Origin of the sequence: Thiocapsa rosea, assembly GCF_003634315.1 — a bacterium.
In the GTDB taxonomy this organism is placed as follows: Bacteria; Pseudomonadota; Gammaproteobacteria; order Chromatiales; family Chromatiaceae; genus Thiocapsa; species Thiocapsa rosea.
Genome location: NZ_RBXL01000001.1, coordinates 4,499,134 through 4,519,639, shown reverse-complemented (window position 1 = coordinate 4,519,639; position 20,506 = coordinate 4,499,134). Strand labels below are relative to the sequence as shown.

The following is a 20,506-nucleotide window of genomic DNA, read 5'->3' as shown; positions in this document are numbered from 1 at the left end:
CAGGTCGCCGACCGCGACCGCCCGGTACGCCGGATTCATCCGGCTGCCCCAGGGGGGTACGGGCGACTTCAGTTGCCCGAGCGCGCATTCGCGGCGGACTGAAGTCCGCCCCACTGCAGCCGACTGAAGTCGGCGTACCCGGTCGGATGCCGGCTAATCTCCCATGGCTCGAATGCGGGCGATGGCCTGTCGGACGGAGGCGGCGGCTTGGTCGATCTCGGTTTCGGTGTGGTCGCGGCCGAAGCTGATGCGGACGGCTCCGTAAAGCGTCCCCTCCTCGACCTCCATCGCGCGAAGGACGTGGGAGGGCTCGACGGCGCCGGAGGAGCAGGCGGATCCGGAGCCGATCGCGAGCGCGTCGGCGAGCTGATTGATGAGTGCGTCGCTCGGCACGCCCTCGAAGGAGATGTTGAGGATATAGGGCGAGGTTCGGGCCGGGTCGCCGTTGATGTGAACGCGCAGGTCCTTGCCGAGGCGTTGCAGGAAGCGCTGCTTCAGCCCGCCAAGAAGCCGGAGGTCCTGCTCGCGTCGTGCTGCGACGCGGGTGAGCGCGCTGCTCAGGCCGACGATCTGATGGGTCGCGAGTGTTCCCGGGCGCAGTCCGTATTCCTGTCTTCCGCCTTCCATTAGGGGGCGAAGCCGGACATGCCGGCGGTCGCGCACGACGAGACAGCCGACGCCTTTGGGGCCGTAGAACTTGTGCGCGGAGAGCGACAGAAGGTCGATTGGGATCCGTGTCAGGTCGATCGCGAATTTACCCGCGCCTTGCGCCGCATCGACATGGAAGAGGACACCGGCCTCCGCGACCGCTAAGGCGACCTCGTCGATCGGCTGCATGACGCCGGTCTCGTTGTTGGTCTGCATCAGCGAGACCATAAGGGTCTCGGGACGTAGGGCCGCGACGATGGACTCGGGTGTGACCCAGCCGCCGCGGCTCGGCTTCACATACGTGGTTTCAACGCCGTCGGACTCCAGCCCATGGCAGCAGGCGAGTACGGCCTTGTGTTCGATCGCGGAGGTGACCAGATGTCGCCCCTGCGCACGGTATCCCAAGGCGATGCCGCGCAGCGCGAGGTTGTTCGCCTCGGTTGCACCGGCCGTGAAGATGACCTCGTCGGTGTCGCACCCGAGTTCTGCGGCGACCGTCGCGCGCGCGGCCTCGACATGTTGCGCTGCGTCTCGGCCTTGCGGGTGGGTTGTCGAGGAGGGATTGCCGGGGACGTTGCGCAGAACATCGATCATGTCCTCGATGACGTCGGGGTCAACCGCGGTGGTCGCGGCGGTGTCGAAGTAGAGCGGCTGCATGGTGTTTGGCTGATGGCGTGTTGGGTGTCGAGATCGACGGGGCGCCGTTCGTGGCAGCCAAGTAAGCCTTAGGTGTGGTCAGTATGCAAGGCACCGGGTGTCCGTTGATCTGCACTCGGCAAGTCAACGGACACCCGGCGCCTTGAGAATGCCCCCGCAGCGCGGGGGAATGGGTTTCGCTTCGCGTTGTGCTTCGGCTTCGGGCGTCGGAGCGGGGAGGATGGGTTTCGCTTTGCTCTACCCATCCTACGTTGTGCTTCGGTTTCGGGCGTCGGAGCAGGGAGGATGGGTTTCGCTTTGCTCTACCCATCCTACGTTTTCATCGTCGGTTAGTGGCTTGCTGCGCCCTCTGCACCGATGCCGGTTTCGCAACGGATCCGCTGGGCGGGATAGGCCGCCCGATCGATCTTGGCGCGCTCGGAGTTGTCGAGGATCGAGAAGATCCAGATGCAGAAGAAGGCGATCGGGATCGAGATGATCGCCGGGTTGTCAAGCGGGATCAGCCCGACCGGAACTGCAACACCCTCTGCATTGACCGCCGTGAAGCCGAGTACGTCGCCCCAGACCGCCTTAGAGACGACCGTGAGGCCGACCGCGCTGAAGAGCCCGGCGAAACCGCCGATCATTGCACCGCGCGTCGTCATCTTGCTCCAGAAGATCGAGGCCACCAGCACCGGGAAGTTCGCGCTCGCCGCGATCGCGAAGGCCAATCCGACCATGAAGGCGACGTTCTGGGATTCGAACGCGATGCCCAAGCCGATCGCGAGCAAGCCAAGGGCCAGAGTCGCGATGCGCGAGACCTGGATCTCGGTTTTCTCGTTGCTGCGACCGCGGGCGATCACGTTGGCGTAAAGATCATGCGAGATCGCCGATGCTCCGGCGAGGGTCAGACCTGCAACCACGGCAAGGATGGTCGCGAAGGCGACCGCCGAGATGAAGCCGAGGAAGAGGTTTCCACCGACCGCTTCGGCCAGGTTGATGGCAACCATGTTGGTACCGCCCAACAGGCCGGTAATCAACTGATCCTTGATCACGGAGCCGTCTGCCGCAAGTGCCTCGGGTTTGAAGAATTGCGGGTTCTGCGACAACAGCACGATCGCTGCGAAGCCGATGATGAAGGTCAAGATGTAGAAATAGCCGATGAAACCCGTGGCGTAGAAGACCGATTTACGGGCCTCTTTGGCATTCGGAACGGTGAAGAACCGCATGAGGATATGCGGCAGACCGGCGGTACCGAACATCAGGGCCAGACCCAGCGAGATGGCGTTGATCGGATCCTTGACCAAGGAGCCTGGGCCCATGATGGCGTCGCCCTTGGGACTGATTTCCACAGCCTGTCTGAACATCTCCTCGGGGGAGAAGTTGAAGGCGGCGAGCGCGGCCACGGCCATAAATGTCGCGCCGGAGAGCAGCAGGATGGCCTTGATGATCTGCACCCAAGTCGTTGCGGTCATGCCGCCGAAGATGACGTAGGTCATCATCAGGAGCCCGACGGAAACGACGGCGACCCAGTACTCCAACCCGAACAGCAACTGAATCAGCTTGCCCGCACCGACCATCTGAGCGATCAGGTAGAAGGCAACCACGACCAAGGACGAGGTGGCCGCCATGGTGCGGATCTTGGTCTGACCGAAGCGATACGAGGTCACGTCGGCGAAAGTGAACTTGCCGAGGTTGCGGATCTGCTCGGCCATGAGGAACATGATCACCGGCCAGCCGACGAGAAAGCCGATGGAATAGATCAGTCCATCGTACCCGGTCGCGAAGACCAGGCCGGAGATACCCAGAAAGGAGGCCGCGGACATGAAGTCGCCGGCGATGGCCAAGCCGTTCTGCATGCCGGTAATGCCGCCACCGGCGGTGTAGAAATCACTCGCGGAGCGTGTCCGCTTGGATGCCCAATAGGTGATGCCCAGGGTCGCGCCGACAAAGATGCCGAACATGACGATGGCCGTGACGTTCACGCTGCTCTGAACGACGGTGCCCGTCAAGGCGGGCGCGGCGGCGATTCCGAAGGGGACCATCAGGGCGGCAAACACGCCCCAGATTCCGAGACGTGTCATTCGAAATCCTCCTGGATCTCTTTGGTGAGACGATCGAACTGACCGTTCGCACGCGCCACATAGATCCCCGTGAGGATGAAGGCGCTCAAGATGATCAGGATGCCGACCGGCATGCCGACGGTCATGGTCCAGCCTTCGGCCACCGGAATGGCCAGCCATTCCGGCTCAAAGGCGATAACGAGGATGAACCCGTAGTAGATGATCAGGATGGTTGCGGTCAGGCTCCAAGCGAAGCGCTTACGCGCGCCGATCAGCTCCCGATAACGCGGATGTGCCGTAATGGCATCGACCGTGTGTTGCTTCATTAAGGGTACCTTTGGAGGCGGTTGTTTTTGATCGTCCGACGCGCGCCGGAAGAGACACCATCGATCGGCGTCGCAATGACGGCACATGAGATCCGGACCTACGGCACCCGGGAGGTCTCGGCGGACAGGGGCGCGGTGTCCCCGATGAGGTGACCCGATCAGGCGATCGGCGGGACCGGGGACGCGCGATTGTGTTGGTCGGGCGAGGTGGCGTCAACGACCCATGCATTCTTTCTGTCTATCCGAAGGATTGTAAAATCCGAAGGCGCTGCGCGGGGATCGTTTTGTAAGCTGTCGGCAACGACGTCGACACCGCACACGCCTGCCAAGGGTATGCTCGCGTCGCGCTGTTTTAGCGGGGATCGGGTAGACGGCGGGGGTGGCCCGCGACGGACACCTGAACGAGGCGATCCGCCGCGGGCCGGGGGCGGGGTCGGACGGCGTTGAGCCGCAGACCCCGGGGCGTTACATGAACGGATAATCCGCGATACCCGGATTCCCCGCCACGTTTTTGAGCTTCGGCGTGTTGAGCTTCTCGATCTTGACCGTCTTGATGTCGCGCAGATAGGTCGCGACCGTTTCCCAAATCGGCTCGCCCGGCGACTGGCTGCCGACCGTTGCCCAGCCGGCAACCACATAGGACTTGTCGGCCTCGATCTTGGTGCCGTCGTCGAGTGCCATGTCCAGGATGCGATCGCCCATCGAAGCGGCCGGATCGCAGACGTAGTCCAGCCCGCCGAGGCGGACCATGTCACCGCCCTGCTGCACGTAGGGGTCCGGATTGAAGAGGTTGTCGCAGACGTCTTCGAGAATCAGCTTGATCTCGGCGCCGGTCATCTCGCGCCGGTAGGTCTCCGGATAGGTGATACAGGTCTGATCCATGACGTTGTCCATGGTGATCTTCTGACCCGGCAGCACCGTCGTTCCCCATCGGAAGCCCGGCGAGAGGCTGATCTGGGCGTCGTTGACCTTGCGCAGTGCGTCGCAGATGACCTGATCGAAGGTGCCGTTGAAGTTGCCGCGACGAAACAGCGTCTCCTCCGCGGTCGCCAACTCCTCTTCCAGTTGGGCCTTGTAGGGCGCACGCACACCCGTGATGTACTCGACCATCTCGGCGTTCGGGGCGAGCAGGTTGGAGAAGACCGGCAGCAGGCGATAGCGGAAATCCACCAGCTTGCCGTCCTTCACCTCCATGTCCATCACGCCGAGGAACTTGCCGTTGGAGCCTGCGTTGGTGACCAGGGTCTTGCCGGACGCGTTCTCGACGATGGTCGGCGCCGGCATGCCGTCGTGGGTGTGGCCGCCGAAGATGACGTCGATGCCGGTCACGCGCGAGGCCATCTTCAGATCCACGTCCATGCCGTTGTGCGAAAGCACGACCACCAGGTCCGGCTTCTCATTCTCGCGCACCCGATCGACGACCTCCTGCATCGAGCCGTCGTCGATGCCGAAGGTCCAGTCCGGCATGAAGCGCTGCGGGTTGGCGATCGGTGTGTAGGGAAATGCCTGCCCGACCACCGCGACCTTCACGCCGCCGACCTCTTTGATGGTGTAGGGCTTGAAGGCGCGGCCGAGGTCTTCGTCGAAGCCTGCAAAGTCGGCGAAACGGTAGTCGAAGAGCGCTTCTTCTCGAACCTTGACGTTCTGAGCGACAAAGTCGCCTTTGAATTCGCCGACGTTCTTGATGACCTCCTCGTCGAGATAGGTGAACTCCCAGTGGCCGGTCATGACATCGACGCCGAGCAGGTTGGTGGCGCCGACCATGTCCATGCCGCGGGTCCAGTAGGCGGTCCCCGAGCCCTGCCAGGTGTCGCCGCCGTCGAGCAACAGGCTGTTGCCGTCGCCGCGCTCGGTGCGGACGCGATCCACCAGCGTCTTGAGATGTGCAAAGCCGCCGACTGCGCCGTATTGCTCTGCACCGGCGTCGAAGTCGAGGAAGGTGAAGGCATGCGCCTCGATCCCGCCCGGATCGACCCCGAAGTGCTTTAAAAACGCCTCGCCGACCACGTGCGGAGCCTTTCCGAAGGCCGGACCGATGCCGAGGTTGACGTTCGGCTCGCGGAAATAGACCGGATTCAATTGCGCGTGTGTGTCGGTGATGTGCAGGAGGGTGACGTTGCCGAACTTCGGGACCTCGTAGAGATCGGCCGGCATGCGCTTTGCCGCGAAGACCGACGCGGGGAACATCCCGGCAGCACCGGCAATTCCCATGAGTCGCATGAATTCACGTCTTGAAAGTGACATTGTTTTTGAGTCCTCCGTTTGCCTGCAATTGTGCCCCCTGCCGCGTGGGCCGACGGCGTGATGAATCCCGACTAGTATGCCCGGTCATCGGTCCCGAATGCCATCGCCGAGCCCGTCGCGGGTCAAACCGTCGTCTCGTCAAAACCCTCGGTTTCGCGTCGCACCTTGGGAGTCGGACATTTTCATTTCGACGTGCTAGGATTCCTTCGACAGAACATCGCGGCGTTACCAAACGACCGCGGGGCGACCGCGCGACGACGCGGAGATCAGACAAGAAATCAGGGTCCGGAGCAACTCCGAGCCCATGTCGTTACAGCAGAGATCTCAGGAGGCTACACCCATGCTGTCCCTACGCCCGTTCCGAGCGAGCGCGATCGCACTCGGCCTTGGATTATGCTCAATCGCCGTCGTCGCCACGGCGGTCGACATGCCCGAAATGGACCTCAAGGGGGATGCCGCGGCAGGCAAGCTCGTTGCCGAAGACAGCGGCAAAGGCAACTGTCTCGCCTGTCATATGATCGTCGGTGCCGAGAGCCCCGGGGCCATCGGCCCGGCCTTGATCGCCATGCAGACCCGCTACCCGAGCAAGGAAGCCCTCGCCCGCCAGATCTGGGATGCGACCGTGAAGGCGCCCGAGGCCGCCATGCCGCCGTTCGGCAAGTACGAGATCCTGACCGATCAGGAATTTGCCGACGTCGTCGAATATATCTGGACACTTTAATGAGCGACCCTGAGGCAAATACAAATGTCTAAGTTATTGCTGTCGTTCACCGCTCTTGGTCTCGCCTGCGCAATCTCGATACCGGCGCTCGCCTCGACACCCGAGGAAGACAAGGCGACCTTCCAAGCCTATTTTACCGAGCGCTTCCCGACCGTACCCCTCCAGGAGTTCGCCAACGGCGTCTATTCAGTTGACCCGGTGGGGCGCGAAAACTGGGAGGCGATCGAGGAATTCCCGCCCTACGAGAACGCGCTCAGTGCCGGCGAGGAGATGTGGAACACGCCGTTCGCCAACGGCAAGACCTATGCGGACTGCTTCCCGGATGGTCCGGCCATCGTCGGCAAGTACCCCTACTGGGACAAAGACCGTGGGATGGTCATCACCCTCCCCCTCGCCATCAACGAGTGCCTCGAGGCCAACGGCGAGAAGCCGCTCGGGTACGCGAAGGGTCCGATGGCGGACATCACGGCCTACATGGCCTACGAGTCACGCGGCCAGGTTACGAACGTCGAAATTCCTGCCGACGACCCTCGAGCGATTGCTGCCTACGAGGCGGGCAAGGAGTTCTACTTCGCGCGCCGGGGCCAGTTCAACTTCTCGTGCAGCCATTGCCACTTCGGCAATTCGGGCACGTCCCTGCGGACCGAGATCCTGAGCCCCGCCTTCGGCCATACCACCCATTGGCCGGTCTATCGCTCCAAGTGGGGCGAAATGGGCACGCTGCATCGCCGCTATGAAGGCTGCAACGACCAGGTGCGCGCGGCACCCTTCCCGCTTCAGGGCGAGGAGTATCGCAATCTCGAGTTCTTCATGACCTACTTGAATAATGGCCTGGAACTCAATGGGCCGGGTGCACGCAAGTAACGCACGCCAATAACGCCGCTGAAGGCACTGGGCGCGCCCCGACGGCGCGCCCACTTGGAGAGCGCACGAGAGGAGTCCCAACACGATGTCGATTCGCAGAGTATTCAGAACGATCCTCATCGGCGGCCTGTTGGTCGCCCTGCCCGTCACCAGCGCATGGGCAACCCACAGATCCGAAGCCGAGCAGGCGATCGACGAGGCAAAAGCGGCACACGCCCTCGCCGAAACAGCGGGCGTCGCGTCCGCCGAGACCGCAGCGATGATCAAAGAGGCCGAGGCGATCATGCCCGAGCGGCAGTTTACAAAGGCGCGCGAGCTCGCCCTCCGGGCGATGAAGCAAGACACCTTCGCCGTCGAGCAGGCTCAAGGCGCGACTGTCGACACCGACGCGGCGAAACAGGCCGAGGAGGCGATCGCCGCGGCCGAGGCCGCGCGTAAGAAGGCGAGCTCGGTTCGCGGCGAGTGGCGCGATACCGGAAAACTCATCAAGGAGGCGCAGGAGCTTGCCAATTCGGGCGATTTCGCCGGTGCAACGGCCCTCGCGCGCAAGGCTCAGCGCCAGGGTGAGATGGGCTACGAGCAAGCCATAAGGGAGCAAGGGGCGACCTTCCCGACGTACGTGAAGAAACCACAGTAACGGGATGACAGGGGCGCATCAGACCCGTGACGGCCGACCCTCTCAAATCGGATTAAGGAGACCATCAATGCTGAAACACACCACCACTGCAACACTCTGGATCGTCCTTGCGAGCGCCTTGCCGGGCACCCTGCTCGCGGCCGACAACCGGATCTCCGCGAACATCGAGAGCATAGATGTCGTTCACAACGGCCAGACCGTGACCATCCAGCGCGGCCACGACCGTGACGCCACCCTTCCCGCGATGTTCCAGAAGACCGACCGCGGGTGCCCGCCTTTCTGCGTACAACCGATCGTCGCTATCCCCGGCGTCGGTACCATCGGAGAACTCGAAGTCCTGGACTACCTGCGCCGCAAGTCCAATGGCGACGAGAGCATCCTTATCGTCGATTCCCGCACCCCCGACTGGGTCATGCGCGGGACCATCCCCGGTGCGATGAATATCCCCTGGCACATGATCAGCTCGGATGCCGCCGGAACCTTCGAAACACCCGAGCAAGCCGAAGCCTTCCGGCAGATCCTCGGAGACGAGTTCGGCGGCCGCTTCGACGCCGAAAACAACACCTGGGACTTCACCAATGCCAAGACCCTTGTCCTCTTTTGCAACGGCATCTGGTGCGGGCAGTCCACCGACAACATCAAGACCTTGGTCGGTCTCGGCTACCCGGTGCATAAACTCAAGTGGTACCGCGGCGGCATGCAGGATTGGGTCAGCGTCGGTCTGACGACCGTGAAGCCCTAATCGGGATCGCGCCGTTCGGGCATCCGGGCGGCGAACGGCGGTATGACGCGAAAGGCGCCTTCGGGCGCCTTTCGCCGCTGTGTCCAAAGTTAACCTTCTGCTCGGATCCGCAGTAGAATAGCGGCGCGCGCGGGTGGCGGAACTGGTAGACGCACTGGATTTAGGTTCCAGCGGAGCAATCCGTGGGGGTTCGAGTCCCCCCTCGCGCACCAACACTTTCAAGGGCTTGGATCATCCGATTCGGCACGACATCGCGATCGGGGATACCGACCGCCTCCAAATAGCGATTCAGCAGGCCGCTCGCTCCCTGTCCGTTCCTTAAGGCGATTTCCGGGAATCGACATCCCAACTGCGTAGACGATGGGTCGGAAGTAACGCCGACGATCGTCGCGAAGCGGCGACACCCCCCGGGATAGACGAGGTGCAGTCGTCCTCTTCAGCCGGCCCGACGGCCCGCGAGGTCGCGGTCAAGGCGACGCACTCGAAGGAAGGATCGTTTCGTCCGGAATCCGATGACGACAACGACATTTCCTGATTGCGGCTCTGCCGGTAGAGCCTCGGCAACTGATTCGCGCGCTTGGGCCAGGCCAACGCCAACCACGGCCCAAGCGGCTCTTGCCTAACCCCGCTTCAAATCGAAGCGGTCGGCCATCATCACCTTGGTCCATGCCGCGACGAAGTTTCGGACAAACTCCTCGTCTCCATCCGCGGAGGCATAGACCTCGGCGATAGCACGCAGCTCGGCGTTCGATCCGAAGATCAGGTCCACCGGGGTCGCCGTCCATTTCAGCGCGCCCGTCGTACGGTCGCGTCCCTCGTAGAGGCCATCGGCGTCCGCCGATGGCGACCACAGGGTGTCCATGTCGAGCAGGTTGACGAAGAAGTCATTGGTCAGCGGGCCGGGGCGCTCGGTGAGGACGCCATGCCGCGACCCACGGCTGTTGGCACCCAGGGCGCGCATCCCGCCGACCAGTGCCGTCATCTCCGGGACCGTCAGCCCAAGCAAGTCTGCGCGGTCCACCAGCATCTCGGTCGGCGACTGGCGGTTGCTGTCCGCAAAGTAGTTGCGGAAGCCATCGGCCGTCGGCTCCAAGACGGTAAAGGACGCGACATCGGTCTGTTCTTGGGTGGCGTCCGTGCGTCCGGGCGTGAAGGGGACATCTACGTCATAACCGGCATCCTTGGCCGCCAGCTCGATGGCCGCAGCACCGCCGAGGACGATGATGTCGGCGAGCGAGACCTTCTTGCCGTCGGATGCGCTGTTGTTGAAGGTCGTCTGGATGTCCTCAAGGATCTGCAGCGCCCTCGCCAGGCTTGCCGGATCGTTGACCGGCCAGTCTTTCTGCGGCGCGAGGCGAATGCGCCCACCATTGGCACCGCCGCGCATGTCGCTTGCGCGGAAGGTGGATGCCGACGCCCAAGCGGTGCGCACCAGCTCACCGGTTGGCAGACCGGACGCCAGGATGCGCGTCTTGAGCGCGGCGATGTCGTTTTCATCGATCAACGCATGGTCGAGCGCGGGCACAGGGTCCTGCCAGAGCAGCACCGATTCGGGCACCTCGGCGCCGAGAAACCGGTCGCGGGGTCCCATGTCGCGATGCGTCAGCTTGAACCATGCCTGCGCGAACGCGCGCTGGAACTCCTCCGGGTGTTCCAGGAAGCGCATGGCGATCGCGCGATAGGTTGGATCGAGCTTCAGCGCCAAGTCCGTCGTGAACATGATCGGCGCATGGCTGACGCCCTCCACGTGGGCGTCGGGGACCGTGCCGGCGGCCGCTCGGTCCTTTGGGGTCCACTGAATGGCGCCGGCCGGGCTGCGGGTTTGCAGCCAGTCATAGTCGAACAGGTTGCTCAGATACAGCATCGTCCAGCGGGTCGGCGCTGCGGTCCACGCCCCTTCCAGGCCGCTGCCGATGGTGTCCTCGGCGTTGCCCTTGCCGCACCGGTTGGCCCAGCCCAATCCTTGCTGTTCGAGCGGCGCTGCGGCGGGCTCGGCGCCTACGCATTCATCCGGCTTGCCGGCGCCGTGGGTCTTGCCGAAGGTGTGACCACCGGCGATCAGGGCGACGGTTTCCTCGTCGTTCATCGCCATGCGACCGAAGGCCGTACGGATCTGCTCGGCGGCGGCGAGCGGATCGGGATTGCCGCCCGGGCCTTCCGGATTCACGTAGATCAGGCCCATCTGGGTGGCGGCGAGGGGATTCTGCAGATTGCCTTCGGCGTCGGTGCGCTCCCGGCCGAGCATGTCCGCCTCCGGACCCCAGTAGACCAGGTCGGGCTCCCAGTCGTCCGCCCGGCCGCCGGCGAAGCCGAAGGTCTGAAAGCCCATGTCCTCCAGCGCGACGGTGCCGGCGAGCACCATGAGGTCGGCCCATGAGATGCTGCGGCCGTACTTCTGCTTGATCGGCCAGAGCAGGCGCCGCGCCTTGTCGAGGTTGACGTTGTCGGGCCAACTGTTGAGCGGATCGAACCGCTGCTGGCCGCCGCCGGCGCCGCCTCGCCCGTCCGCAACCCGGTAGGTTCCGGCACTGTGCCAGGCCATGCGGATGAACAGGGGGCCATAGTGGCCGTAATCGGCGGGCCACCAGTCTTGAGACGTCGTCATCAACGCCTTGAGATCCGCCTTGATGGCCGCGAGGTCGAGGCTCGCGAACGCACTCGCGTAATCGAAATCCGTCCCGTAGGGATTGGACGCCGGGTTGTGGTCGCGCAGGGGCTGCAGATCGAGCTGGTCGGGCCACCAGAAACTGTTGGGCCTCGCCTTGCCGATCGACATCGCAGGGTCTGCGGCCGAGGTGGTAGTCAGAAGGGCCGCGAGAACGGCCGCCGGGATCGCCTTCATGAGCATGGGATTCATCTCCTCGTCGTTGGTGGGTTCGACTGGGGCGGGGCAAACACCGCTTGTCTTCCTGTTCTTGTCTTCGCGTCCTTGTCTTGTCGCTTCGGTCCGGAGCGAGCGTTGCCGGCAGACCCGAACGGGCTCGGCTACGGGACTGGCGCTGCACACTCCGACGATAGGATACCGAATGGCTAGGCGCCAATTGGCAGTATAGGTTGTGTTGATTGAGGCCGACGATACACGGCAATCGGTCTTGCATTAGCAACAAGAACGATTATCATTTTTTGCGCGCCGCCGCGCCGCCGCGCCGTGCGCCTACTCGAGAAGGGTTCGCGCGTGTCTTTGCACACGCTCGCGCAGCCAGTCAGCCAAATCCGGGTTGACGCCGGTTGCGAGGCGCCAGTCGTTCTCTTTGTCGACCTCGAACCAGGCGAATCCAGAGATCCCCCAAACCATCATGTCCTCGACGGCTGCTCTGATCCATGCGTCCTTATCCCCGCCTTGCACCACGCTGGACATCTCGAACACGACGATCGGCTTCTCTGCGTTGAGCCCTCGGAGCTCATCGAACATCGGCCGCATAATGTCGGCGAATGAACTGAATCGGCTTTCCCATCCGTGTTCGGCGAGGGTCTGCGTGGTTCCCCAGTTGTATCCGTCGACACCGAGAATATCCACGACATCGTCGCCCGGATAATAGGCGCTGGCTGTATTCCAGGTCGCGCCGTCCCACTGGGGATGCGGAACAGATTCGGAATTCGGGCAGAACACGAAGAAGACGTTGTCCGCCCCCTCCTCTCGGAAACGCTCGACAACATAGCGGAACATGGCGCGGTAACGCGCGGGTGATTCCGGGCCGTAGCCCTCTGCGTCGCTTCCCCAGTGATAGCGCGCGAGGTTCATCTCATGTGCAAACCGCACAAGGACAGGTTGCCCGTAGTCGCGTGCCGCGCGCGCCCACAGGCGCAGATAATCATCATAGCCGCCACCGAGAATCGCATCCGCCGCGATTGCTCGCTCGCCGCCCTGCACGAGGAACATGGGCTCCCAGGTCACGCACGCCAGTGCGTCGGCCTGCCCGATGGCTTGGACGCTCGTGAGCGGGAAGCGGCCCGCATCCGGCGTATCGGGCCCCGGCCACTGTTGGAAGATGACCACAAGAGAAGGCGCAATCCCCGTGGCATCGCGAACCGCCATCAGGCGCTGTTCCGTCAACCGATCACCATCGAGACCCACGCCGAAGAACAGACCCTCCCGCACACCCTGACTGAAGACGTTCGGGGATGCGCACAGCAGCATCCCAAGCATCAGGAGCGGGCCACCGATCATGCGTGCCATCATGCCCCGTCCTCCTCCGGGTGATTGAAATAGATCACCGCGGACAACAGCCCGGCATGATAGACACACCACACCATATTGACCGTCACCGCCCATATCGCATCACGCTCGAAATACAGTCGACTGATCCCCCATCCGATCGAGGCCACGCAGATGGCGGCAAGCAGGATCTGAGGCCAGAGCTTGATCAGGGGCAAACTCGTGCTCCCGCCCTTGGGTGTGATGCCGAAGGTCCCCTTGACTCCGATGATCCCGAGTAAGGATGCCCGCAGATAGACAGGTAGCGTAATCGCCTGTAAGACGATCCCGCTCCCCAATTCTTTGAATCCGTAACGACGCTGGGCCATGGAATAGATGAAGAGCGTCATCGTCAGGATGAAATACGGCAGAAAGAAGAGGGCATAGATCTCGGGGCGGACGAAATAGCTCGGGGTCTCGAAGAACAGATAGACGACGGGTGTCGTCATCATGATCAGCAATGCCCAACCCACGAAATAGTGAGTCCCGGAGAGAAAGTACTCCCACCACTTCGACGCGCTGAGCATGCGGGGATTGCGTACGAAGGCGCCGACGATCGTTCGAAAGAGGCCGACGGTGCCGAGTGCCCAGCGAAACTGTTGCTTGAAGTAAGCGCCGAGATCCTCCGGACCCATGCCGAAGGCACAGATCTTGTTCAGATAAGCCGAACTCCAACCCCGAGCATGGAATTTAAGCGAGGTCGCAAAGTCCTCCGTCACCGAAGACTCGTCGAAACCCTCGACGTCCATCAATGCCTCACGCCGGAAGATCACGTTTGTGCCGCAACAGAACATGGCATCTTGTTCGCTCTTGCCTTCACAAATGTACTCGTAGAAAACCGCCTGTTGGAGACCCGAGGCGCGTGCGACCCGATTCGTCTCGAAGTTGGTGTAGTATTGCGGCGTTTGAATGAACGCAAGCGTTGGATTGGCTTCCATGAAGGCGACGAGTGGATCGACGAAATCGGGCAAAGGATTCATGTCCGCATCGAAAACGATGATGTACTTTTCCTTCTCGCGCTTGAGCGCGAACGATTCTTCGAAACTGTGGAAGGTAAACCCCGGCTTGGGATGGCCTTCGATGAAATCGAGGAAATCATTGATCATGCCGGCCTTTGCGCCGCGCCAACTGCGACGGAAGAGATTGACGCCGATCCTTTCACACAGGGCATCGATCTGCTCGCGATATCGACGCATCTGCTCGGGATCATCACCCGGGCGATCATACCGGGTGTCGTCGAGAAAATAGACGTGCTTGTTGGGATAGGTCAGATTATAAAAACAGGTCAAAGTGCCTTCGATGATGTCCAATGGCTCTTTAAACGATGACACGATAATGGCGACGGGCGGGTAGTCCGTCAACTCCGGAACCTCGTCCATGGAGATTTGTCGCGGTGCGGAGTCCCGATGCAGGACATGGTAGAGATTCAGGAAATAGCCGAACGCATGCAACATAATGAAGAATTCGGCGAACAACAAGAGCAAGGCGATACTCTTCTCGTACCAGACATAGTCGGCGAGGACGAATAACGACGTCCGCACGATCAGGTACAGAACGAGGGCGACAACAGCCGTGATCAAAGCGATCGAAAAGATCGGCCTCTTGTGTGCGGACCCCTTATCCATACCTTCTGATTCTCCGGATCAAAAGCGGTAACCGAGCCCAAGCCAGAGCCCTTCGGCATCCCACTCGCGGGAGCGCTGAATCATGCCCTGAGCGGTCAAGCTCCAACGCGGTGCGAAATCGTAGCGATATTCAGCTTCAAAGCGGATGCCGGCATTATGATCCGTGTCGGTACCCAAACCGAGCTTGAGCAGATAAACATGTTGGCGAGCGCCGCAGAATAGAAACTCCGCCAAATCGTGTCGCCACTGCAGGGTCAAGGCGCCGGCGACATAATCGCGTGGTGTCCAGTACGGATACTGGATGTTCACGAGGTTTGGGCCGTCGAATTCAAAGACGTTTTGGTTGCGAACATCCCGATACTCACCGGTTAGGGTGAGCTTGAGCTCGCGCGGATGATCCGTGAGGACTGCGCCGAGATCGCCACGCAGCACAATGCCCTGATTCGCATCGCTGTAGTCCTGATATTCGGCGAGCAGATCGAGATCCAGCCAGCGCCTTAATGGAGCGGCCACCTGGATGCGCCACAGATTGGCGAGGATCCCCTGCTCGAGGGCGAAGCCGTTGGCGAGCATCTCGGTCCGCACGTATTCCAGACCGAGGTCAGCCCAGTCCCGCAGATTCACGGTCAGCGCAGCCCGGCCCAAGGTCGGATCGGCGAGCGCGGAGGATTGATAATCCTTGTAGGTGATTTCCGCGGCGCCGCTCAGCCAAGGCGAGAGGACACCACTGAAACCGAGACTCTGTCCTTGCGCCTCATAGGTGCCCAGCAATTGATCGCCGCCGCGGACATCGTCGAGCGGTTTCGGTCGCTCCTGCCAGAGGTGTTGCCCGACGCTGACCTGATAGCGTCCGTTCTTCAGAGGAATCTCGGCCGCGAACTCCGTGTGTTGACGGTCGATCGCGGCCAAGCGCGTGCCGCCGGGGCTTTCTTCGCTCCAGACGCTGAGGTTCAAGCCCAAGGCCGGACGGGAGCTGACCGCAATGCGTTCGACCGCTTCGCTGGCGCGACTGTGCAGGGGGTCGAGGTTCAACAGGGATCGGTAGGTGTCGAGCGACTCATCATACAAGCCGACGATGCACTGCATTTGCGCTTGGTCGAAGAGTGCCTCCTGGTTTCCGGGTTGCACCGCGATGAGCTCTCCGAAACGCGTGTTGGCCGTTCTGAAACGACGATGCCACGCATTGAGTTTCGCCTGCTCCTCGAGAAACGCGCTTTCCTGGATGCGATCGACCGGCCGCAGCGCGATCACCAGCACGGCGAGCCGATCGGCGAGTTCCGGCGTCAGCGCATCGCCCTCCTCCGCCAGCGCGGCTTCGAGCGGACCGAGCATGGGATAGACACGGCCTTCGCCGAGTGCGTCGCCGAGATCGGACAAGGCCGCCTCGATCGCCGGGAGCTGAACCCGCGCACGCAGCGTCTCGACCTCGGGCTGGAAGCGCTCGACCTGACGGGAGACCTGCATCTCCCGATAGAGTCGAGTCGCCGCGCCGGCGTCCTTGCTCCACATGGCGACGCGCGCGGCCTCGCGCGTCGGCACCGGGTCCTCCGGGCGGGCCTCGCGAAGCTCTGCATACGCCTCTTGTGCGTCCGCGTAGCGCTCGGCCCAAGACAAGACGCGCGCCCGCGTCAGCTGAAGCTTCGAGGTGTCCGGAAAGTCATCCAGGAGTGCGTCGAGGAGTGCGAGCGAGCGCTCGAAGTCACGCACGGTCGCCGCCGTTTCCGCCAGCGCCAGGCGCGCTTGGAAATGCGTGGGGTCTTGCTCCAACGCCGCCTCCAGACAGACGATCGCCTCCTTGTTGCGACCCGCGCGCGCATCAAGCTCGCCCCAACGCACCAGTTGCTCGGGTGTCAGGCGCGGCGGTTGCGCCTCGCACCAGGGGTCCTCTTCGCGATCGGGATCCAGCGTGAACCAGAGATAGCGCACATCGATGTCGTTGGGGTCATCGGCCAACAACCGCTCCAAAAGTGCATCCGCCTGGTCATCCCGCTCAAGCCGGATCAGGCTGCGGGCACGCGCCACGGCATCGTTGCGCCGTTCCTCGCCCTGCTCGACCAACGCCGTTTGCAGATCGAGTGCCGCCTCATGGGCACCGGCCGCGGACAGTGCCCGTGCCTGCTGACGCAGGCGGTTGGGATCATCCGCCGGGACGGGCGCTGACCCCTCGAGCAAGGCGAGTGCGCCGTCGAAGTCTTGCTCGGCGATGCGCAGTGCGACCAGATCATGCCATGCCTCGCGATCCGTTCCGGAGCCATGCAAAGCCTGCAAGAGTTCCTGTTCGGCTTCTTCGTAACGCTGCGCGGCCAGCAAGACGCGACTTAGATCGAGCGCGGCGCGACGCCGAGTCGGCGCATTCAGATCGTCACGCGCGAGCAGTGGTCGCAGGAGCGCCTCGGCGCGACGAAAATCGCCCCAGGTCATCATGATGTTCGCCAGCGCGAGCTGCTGCGCGGGATCGCGCGGTGCGTCCGCGGCGAGCGCAAGAACCTGTTCGCGGGTTTCACGCACCTGTCCCAAGGCCGCGAGCACGCGGGCAAGCTCGAGCCGCGCTTCGCGATCATCGATCCAAGCGGACTCGGGCACGATGGTCGAGCCGGGACTCGGCCGGGCGAACGCCGCAGGTTGCGCCAGTGCAAGAAGCCCGAGTGCAAGCAGCCCGATGAGACCCGACACAATCCCGACAGCCCAGCGCCGTCTGGCCACCGATGGACCACTGGCGCTCGGTGCCGTCGCGAGCGGGCGTGCCCGACGCTCAGCCATCACACTCCTCCCATCGACTCAAGGCAGTGTCCGTTTCAGCTCGCGCGCGGCATCTTCGAGCTTGCCGGCCCAAGACAGGACAAACGCGTACTTCCGGCGCAGTTGTTGGTCATCGGGGCGCCGCTCGAGCAGGAGTCGATACTCTTTGAGCGACTCCTCATAACGCTCTTCCCAGGACAACACCTCCGCAAGCTTCAACCTGACCGCCTCGTCGTTCGGCGCCGCTTCAAGATGGGTGCGGTAGAGTGCCGACGCCCGTGCGTACTCCTTCCGTGTTGCATAGAGATCCGCCATGATCAGCTTGGATTCGGCATCCAAGTCCTTCTCCGGAATGGCCTGAAGGGCCGTCCAGGCGTCCTCGGGGCGATTGGCCCAGACCAGGACCTTGATGCGTTCCAGGCGTGCCTGGGTGTCATCCGGGCGTAGCTCGATGACCTTGTCGTAGGCCTTCAGCGAGGCATCGTAGTCACTGATATAACTCTGCAGCCGGGCCAGCTCGAGCCAGGCCTGCCAGTCCGGGATCAGGTCGCCCTCGCGCTGCAGCGGCGGCGCCGGGCGACTCGGCTCGGTCAGACCAAAGGTCGTGCCGGGCGTACCCGCCTGAACAGCAGGACCGCGGGGCGATGCCGGCGCATCGGTCTGGGCGCGTGGCGAGGACAGGCCCAAAAGGCCAATCAACAGCACGAGACCGAGCCCGATCCATCGCTGGCCTCTGCGCGCGGAGTCAGCCGCGTCGTGAATCCCAGGGGCGCAGCGTGACGCGCTCGTGTCAGTCATTTCGTCTCCCCCAAAGCCTGTTGATACTCGCTGATTGCCTCGTCGAGGCGCCCGCTCCAGAACAGGATGCGACCGAAGAGGATGCGCGCGTCACGGTCGAGCGGGTCTGCGTCGAGTTGTTCGCGCAAGAGTTCCTCTGCAGCGGCGAATCGCTCCTGCCAACCCAACATCTCGGCCCATTGCAATGCAGCGACTCGAGCAACCTGAGCCGGCGCCGCATCCCGCACGGCCCTGTAGATGCCTTCTGCGTCGTCGTAACGCTGCGAGCGACGCAACAGATCAGCGCGATACAGCGCTGAACTCCAATCCTCGGGAAAGAGATTCGCATGGTGCTCGAGCAGAGCGCTGGCCAGGTCGTAGCGTCCAGCCGCATCGAGCGCTCCGGCAACTGGAAGCAGATCGGATGCCCGCAGACGCGCGCGTGAGGCGTTGTCCGTCAGTCGCGCGAGCGCCTGTTCGGCCAACGGCATATCGCCTGCCTGCAGGGCCTCGGTCACCATGCGATAGAGTGCGTGCGACCGATTCAGCCCGTTCGCCAGGGCTTGCGCGTACAGCGACATGGCGTCCGACTCACGACCCGCCTGCCATGCGTGTTCGCCTTGCCGGAAGAGGGACCGATCGGGATAGACGAGCGGATAGGCGAGCAGCGCGGTCACCCCGCTGAGGATGAGGATCAGAGCATAGGTAACCTTCTGCGACCGGGCGCTGCTCCAAGTCACGACGGCGTGATCCGTTCACGACCGCCGGCGTCGCACGGCGCCCGATCAGTCAGATTGCAGCGCCTTCCGGGCATGGGCAACATCCGGTTGGATCTCGATGACACGATGCAGATTGGTGAGCCGGAAGACATACTCGACGGCCTCGTTGAGTCCGCACACCACCATACGGCTTCGCGGACCGATGGTTTTCAGCATCGAGATGAGGGTGCTTAAGGCCGATGAATCGATGAAGGTCACCGCAGATAGATCGAGGATGAAGGATCGGTATCCGCGGCTGATGATGGAAATCATCTCGGACATGAAGTCATCGCGCTGCGCGAGGGTGAAGCGTGGGTAAGGCAGTCGGATGATGACAAGTTCACCGGCGTCTTCCAACTCAAGATCCATGATGGGTCTCCATGCTGTCGACTCCGATCGAGCGCATTAGTGCATCGGCATAGATCATCACGATCGTATTGAAATTATAAAAAATCTTGGCCTCCAAGCTCATGATCGCGGACAAGTATTCGCGCATCAGACCCTCGGAGAAGGTGCTGATCCATACCATGGGTTCGATCTCCGGTTCCATCAGGACACGCAACGCGTCAAGGTCTAGGACCGTCGCCAACTCGCCGAGCAGATCGTCCGTACCTTCGATCGCAAGGCGTTGACGCTCGAGAGCCGCGATATTCCGCTCCACGCGCGACTCGGTGTCTTCGAACAGATACGACCGCAGCATAGCCGCGCGCTCCGGATCGCTGCGGATCATTCGTTGAACGATCGGCTTGAAATGTCCGAAGTAGATCAGAATGCCGCGCTTGAGGAGAATGGTATCTTTGAGAATTCGCAACAGCAGTCGCTCACTCGACTGCATGTCATGCAAATCGATGGCGACCTTGCCGGCTTTAAGCTCGAGAAACACAGGATAGTAGAGCGCCGATCGTGTCTCGATGTCCACGCCGCACACCTGTCCATACTGGATGTCGTCGCGTTGCGTCCACGCGACGCGCCCCTGATTGTAGGTCACGCCATCCAACATGAAGGGCAGATGAAAATCGATGTGCTCACCCGCATGCAGCAGCTCGCGCCGCACCGCCCAGTCCGGGAGAATGATCCGGGCACCGTGCGTGCTGATATCGAGAAGCACATACGGAAAGATGCCGCGCGTCTCCAACCGTGTTCCGAGGAATGGCAGACGCAACCCTTTGATGCCCAGACGGATTTCGCGCCGTCGTGTCGCTCCGTCATCCGTGGAAGATGATTGCTCGTCCGTTGTCGCCATGGCTCCGCCCGTGCACGCGTTAACACCCGCTTCTCGCATCCAACCGGTCGGGATCATCGAGCGTCCTGATCAGTCGCCGGTTGTCAGTGCGAGCCGGGAGTTCCGACGACTGATCTCCCTCTGCCAATTGAGGCCCCTCAGGCGATCAAGGGAGTGTCGGCCGCACGCCCGGCCGAGGGGCAGCGACGCCGCCGCACATCGCTACCTGTTGGGCGCCGATACTACCAGGATCATGGAGCCAGCTCACGCCGGCCGCTGATCGAGCCACTTGCGCTGCAGCGTTTATCC

Annotated in this window: 16 protein-coding genes and 1 tRNA gene; 5 read left to right on the top strand and 12 right to left on the bottom strand. The window is 62.5% G+C overall.

Annotated features, from left to right (window positions below; all coding sequences use genetic code 11):
- Positions 1–153: 153 nt before the first annotated feature.
- The 4 genes from BDD21_RS20205 to soxB all read right to left on the bottom strand — a co-directional run bounded on the left by BDD21_RS20205 (position 154) and on the right by soxB (position 5,917).
- Positions 154–1,305, bottom strand: a complete 1,152-nt coding sequence (locus tag BDD21_RS20205) for a cysteine desulfurase family protein (RefSeq protein WP_120798691.1) — start codon at positions 1,303–1,305, stop codon at positions 154–156.
- A 329-nt stretch (positions 1,306–1,634) separates the two neighbouring features.
- Complete coding sequence (locus tag BDD21_RS20200; protein WP_120798690.1) at positions 1,635–3,368, bottom strand: cation acetate symporter; 1,734 nt, start codon at positions 3,366–3,368, stop codon at positions 1,635–1,637.
- Positions 3,365–3,673: a DUF485 domain-containing protein gene (locus BDD21_RS20195; protein WP_120798689.1), complete on the bottom strand. Its 309-nt coding sequence runs from the start codon at positions 3,671–3,673 to the stop codon at positions 3,365–3,367. The genes BDD21_RS20200 and BDD21_RS20195 overlap by 4 nt, the downstream gene beginning before the upstream one ends.
- Positions 3,674–4,138: 465 nt before the next feature.
- The gene (soxB, locus tag BDD21_RS20190) at positions 4,139–5,917 is read right to left on the bottom strand and encodes a thiosulfohydrolase SoxB (RefSeq protein ID WP_120798688.1); all 1,779 of its coding nucleotides are present in this window, start codon (positions 5,915–5,917) and stop codon (positions 4,139–4,141) included.
- A gap of 340 nt (positions 5,918–6,257) precedes the next feature.
- Here soxB and soxX point away from each other — a divergent pair, with 340 nt between their 5' ends.
- The 5 genes from soxX (at position 6,258) to BDD21_RS20165 (ending at position 9,093) form a co-directional block, all read left to right on the top strand.
- Entirely contained in the window at positions 6,258–6,638 is a 381-nt protein-coding gene (soxX, locus tag BDD21_RS20185) for a sulfur oxidation c-type cytochrome SoxX (protein ID WP_120798687.1), read from the top strand.
- Between the two features lie 24 nt (positions 6,639–6,662).
- The gene (gene soxA / locus BDD21_RS20180) at positions 6,663–7,502 is read left to right on the top strand and encodes a sulfur oxidation c-type cytochrome SoxA (RefSeq protein ID WP_120798686.1); all 840 of its coding nucleotides are present in this window, start codon (positions 6,663–6,665) and stop codon (positions 7,500–7,502) included.
- Positions 7,503–7,632: 130 nt separating this feature from the next.
- The gene (locus BDD21_RS20175; protein ID WP_245969708.1) at positions 7,633–8,139 is read left to right on the top strand and encodes a hypothetical protein; all 507 of its coding nucleotides are present in this window, start codon (positions 7,633–7,635) and stop codon (positions 8,137–8,139) included.
- Between the two features lie 67 nt (positions 8,140–8,206).
- Positions 8,207–8,881, top strand: coding sequence for a rhodanese-like domain-containing protein (locus BDD21_RS20170; RefSeq protein WP_120798684.1), 675 nt, complete (start codon positions 8,207–8,209; stop codon positions 8,879–8,881).
- 127 nt (positions 8,882–9,008) lie between these two features.
- Positions 9,009–9,093, top strand: a tRNA-Leu gene (locus BDD21_RS20165).
- 407 nt (positions 9,094–9,500) lie between these two features.
- On the opposite strand, the gene katG is transcribed toward BDD21_RS20165, so the two are convergent.
- The 8 genes from katG to BDD21_RS20125 form a co-directional block, all read right to left on the bottom strand.
- Complete coding sequence (gene katG, locus BDD21_RS20160; protein WP_120800036.1) at positions 9,501–11,729, bottom strand: catalase/peroxidase HPI; 2,229 nt, start codon at positions 11,727–11,729, stop codon at positions 9,501–9,503.
- A gap of 306 nt (positions 11,730–12,035) precedes the next feature.
- Positions 12,036–13,061: a glycoside hydrolase family 26 protein gene (locus tag BDD21_RS20155; protein WP_170164840.1), complete on the bottom strand. Its 1,026-nt coding sequence runs from the start codon at positions 13,059–13,061 to the stop codon at positions 12,036–12,038.
- Positions 13,058–14,701, bottom strand: coding sequence for a glycosyltransferase family 2 protein (locus BDD21_RS20150; protein ID WP_120798682.1), 1,644 nt, complete (start codon positions 14,699–14,701; stop codon positions 13,058–13,060). Before BDD21_RS20150 ends, BDD21_RS20155 begins: the two co-directional genes overlap by 4 nt.
- Before the next feature lie 18 nt (positions 14,702–14,719).
- Positions 14,720–17,461, bottom strand: a complete 2,742-nt coding sequence (locus tag BDD21_RS20145; RefSeq protein ID WP_120798681.1) for a tetratricopeptide repeat protein — start codon at positions 17,459–17,461, stop codon at positions 14,720–14,722.
- 18 nt (positions 17,462–17,479) lie between these two features.
- Entirely contained in the window at positions 17,480–18,238 is a 759-nt protein-coding gene (locus BDD21_RS20140; RefSeq protein ID WP_120798680.1) for a tetratricopeptide repeat protein, read from the bottom strand.
- Positions 18,235–18,957, bottom strand: a complete 723-nt coding sequence (locus BDD21_RS20135) for a tetratricopeptide repeat protein (RefSeq protein WP_120798679.1) — start codon at positions 18,955–18,957, stop codon at positions 18,235–18,237. Before BDD21_RS20135 ends, BDD21_RS20140 begins: the two co-directional genes overlap by 4 nt.
- 45 nt (positions 18,958–19,002) lie before the next feature.
- Positions 19,003–19,344: an STAS domain-containing protein gene (locus BDD21_RS20130; protein ID WP_120798678.1), complete on the bottom strand. Its 342-nt coding sequence runs from the start codon at positions 19,342–19,344 to the stop codon at positions 19,003–19,005.
- A complete protein-coding gene (locus tag BDD21_RS20125) occupies positions 19,334–20,275 on the bottom strand; it encodes a PilZ domain-containing protein (protein ID WP_120798677.1) in 942 nt (313 codons plus the stop codon). The genes BDD21_RS20130 and BDD21_RS20125 overlap by 11 nt, the downstream gene beginning before the upstream one ends.
- Between the last annotated feature and the right edge of the window lie 231 nt (positions 20,276–20,506).

Coding starts and splice junctions, on each gene's coding strand:
- BDD21_RS20205 (WP_120798691.1), bottom strand. CDS start 1,305: ATGCAGCCGCTCTACTTCGACACCGCCGCGACCACCGCGGTTGACCCC.
- BDD21_RS20200 (WP_120798690.1), bottom strand. CDS start 3,368: ATGACACGTCTCGGAATCTGGGGCGTGTTTGCCGCCCTGATGGTCCCC.
- BDD21_RS20195 (WP_120798689.1), bottom strand. CDS start 3,673: ATGAAGCAACACACGGTCGATGCCATTACGGCACATCCGCGTTATCGG.
- soxB (WP_120798688.1), bottom strand. CDS start 5,917: ATGTCACTTTCAAGACGTGAATTCATGCGACTCATGGGAATTGCCGGT.
- soxX (WP_120798687.1), top strand. CDS start 6,258: ATGCTGTCCCTACGCCCGTTCCGAGCGAGCGCGATCGCACTCGGCCTT.
- soxA (WP_120798686.1), top strand. CDS start 6,663: ATGTCTAAGTTATTGCTGTCGTTCACCGCTCTTGGTCTCGCCTGCGCA.
- BDD21_RS20170 (WP_120798684.1), top strand. CDS start 8,207: ATGCTGAAACACACCACCACTGCAACACTCTGGATCGTCCTTGCGAGC.
- katG (WP_120800036.1), bottom strand. CDS start 11,729: ATGCTCATGAAGGCGATCCCGGCGGCCGTTCTCGCGGCCCTTCTGACT.
- BDD21_RS20155 (WP_170164840.1), bottom strand. CDS start 13,061: ATGATGGCACGCATGATCGGTGGCCCGCTCCTGATGCTTGGGATGCTG.
- BDD21_RS20150 (WP_120798682.1), bottom strand. CDS start 14,701: ATGGATAAGGGGTCCGCACACAAGAGGCCGATCTTTTCGATCGCTTTG.
- BDD21_RS20145 (WP_120798681.1), bottom strand. CDS start 17,461: ATGGCTGAGCGTCGGGCACGCCCGCTCGCGACGGCACCGAGCGCCAGT.
- BDD21_RS20140 (WP_120798680.1), bottom strand. CDS start 18,238: ATGACTGACACGAGCGCGTCACGCTGCGCCCCTGGGATTCACGACGCG.
- BDD21_RS20130 (WP_120798678.1), bottom strand. CDS start 19,344: ATGGATCTTGAGTTGGAAGACGCCGGTGAACTTGTCATCATCCGACTG.
- BDD21_RS20125 (WP_120798677.1), bottom strand. CDS start 20,275: ATGATCCCGACCGGTTGGATGCGAGAAGCGGGTGTTAACGCGTGCACG.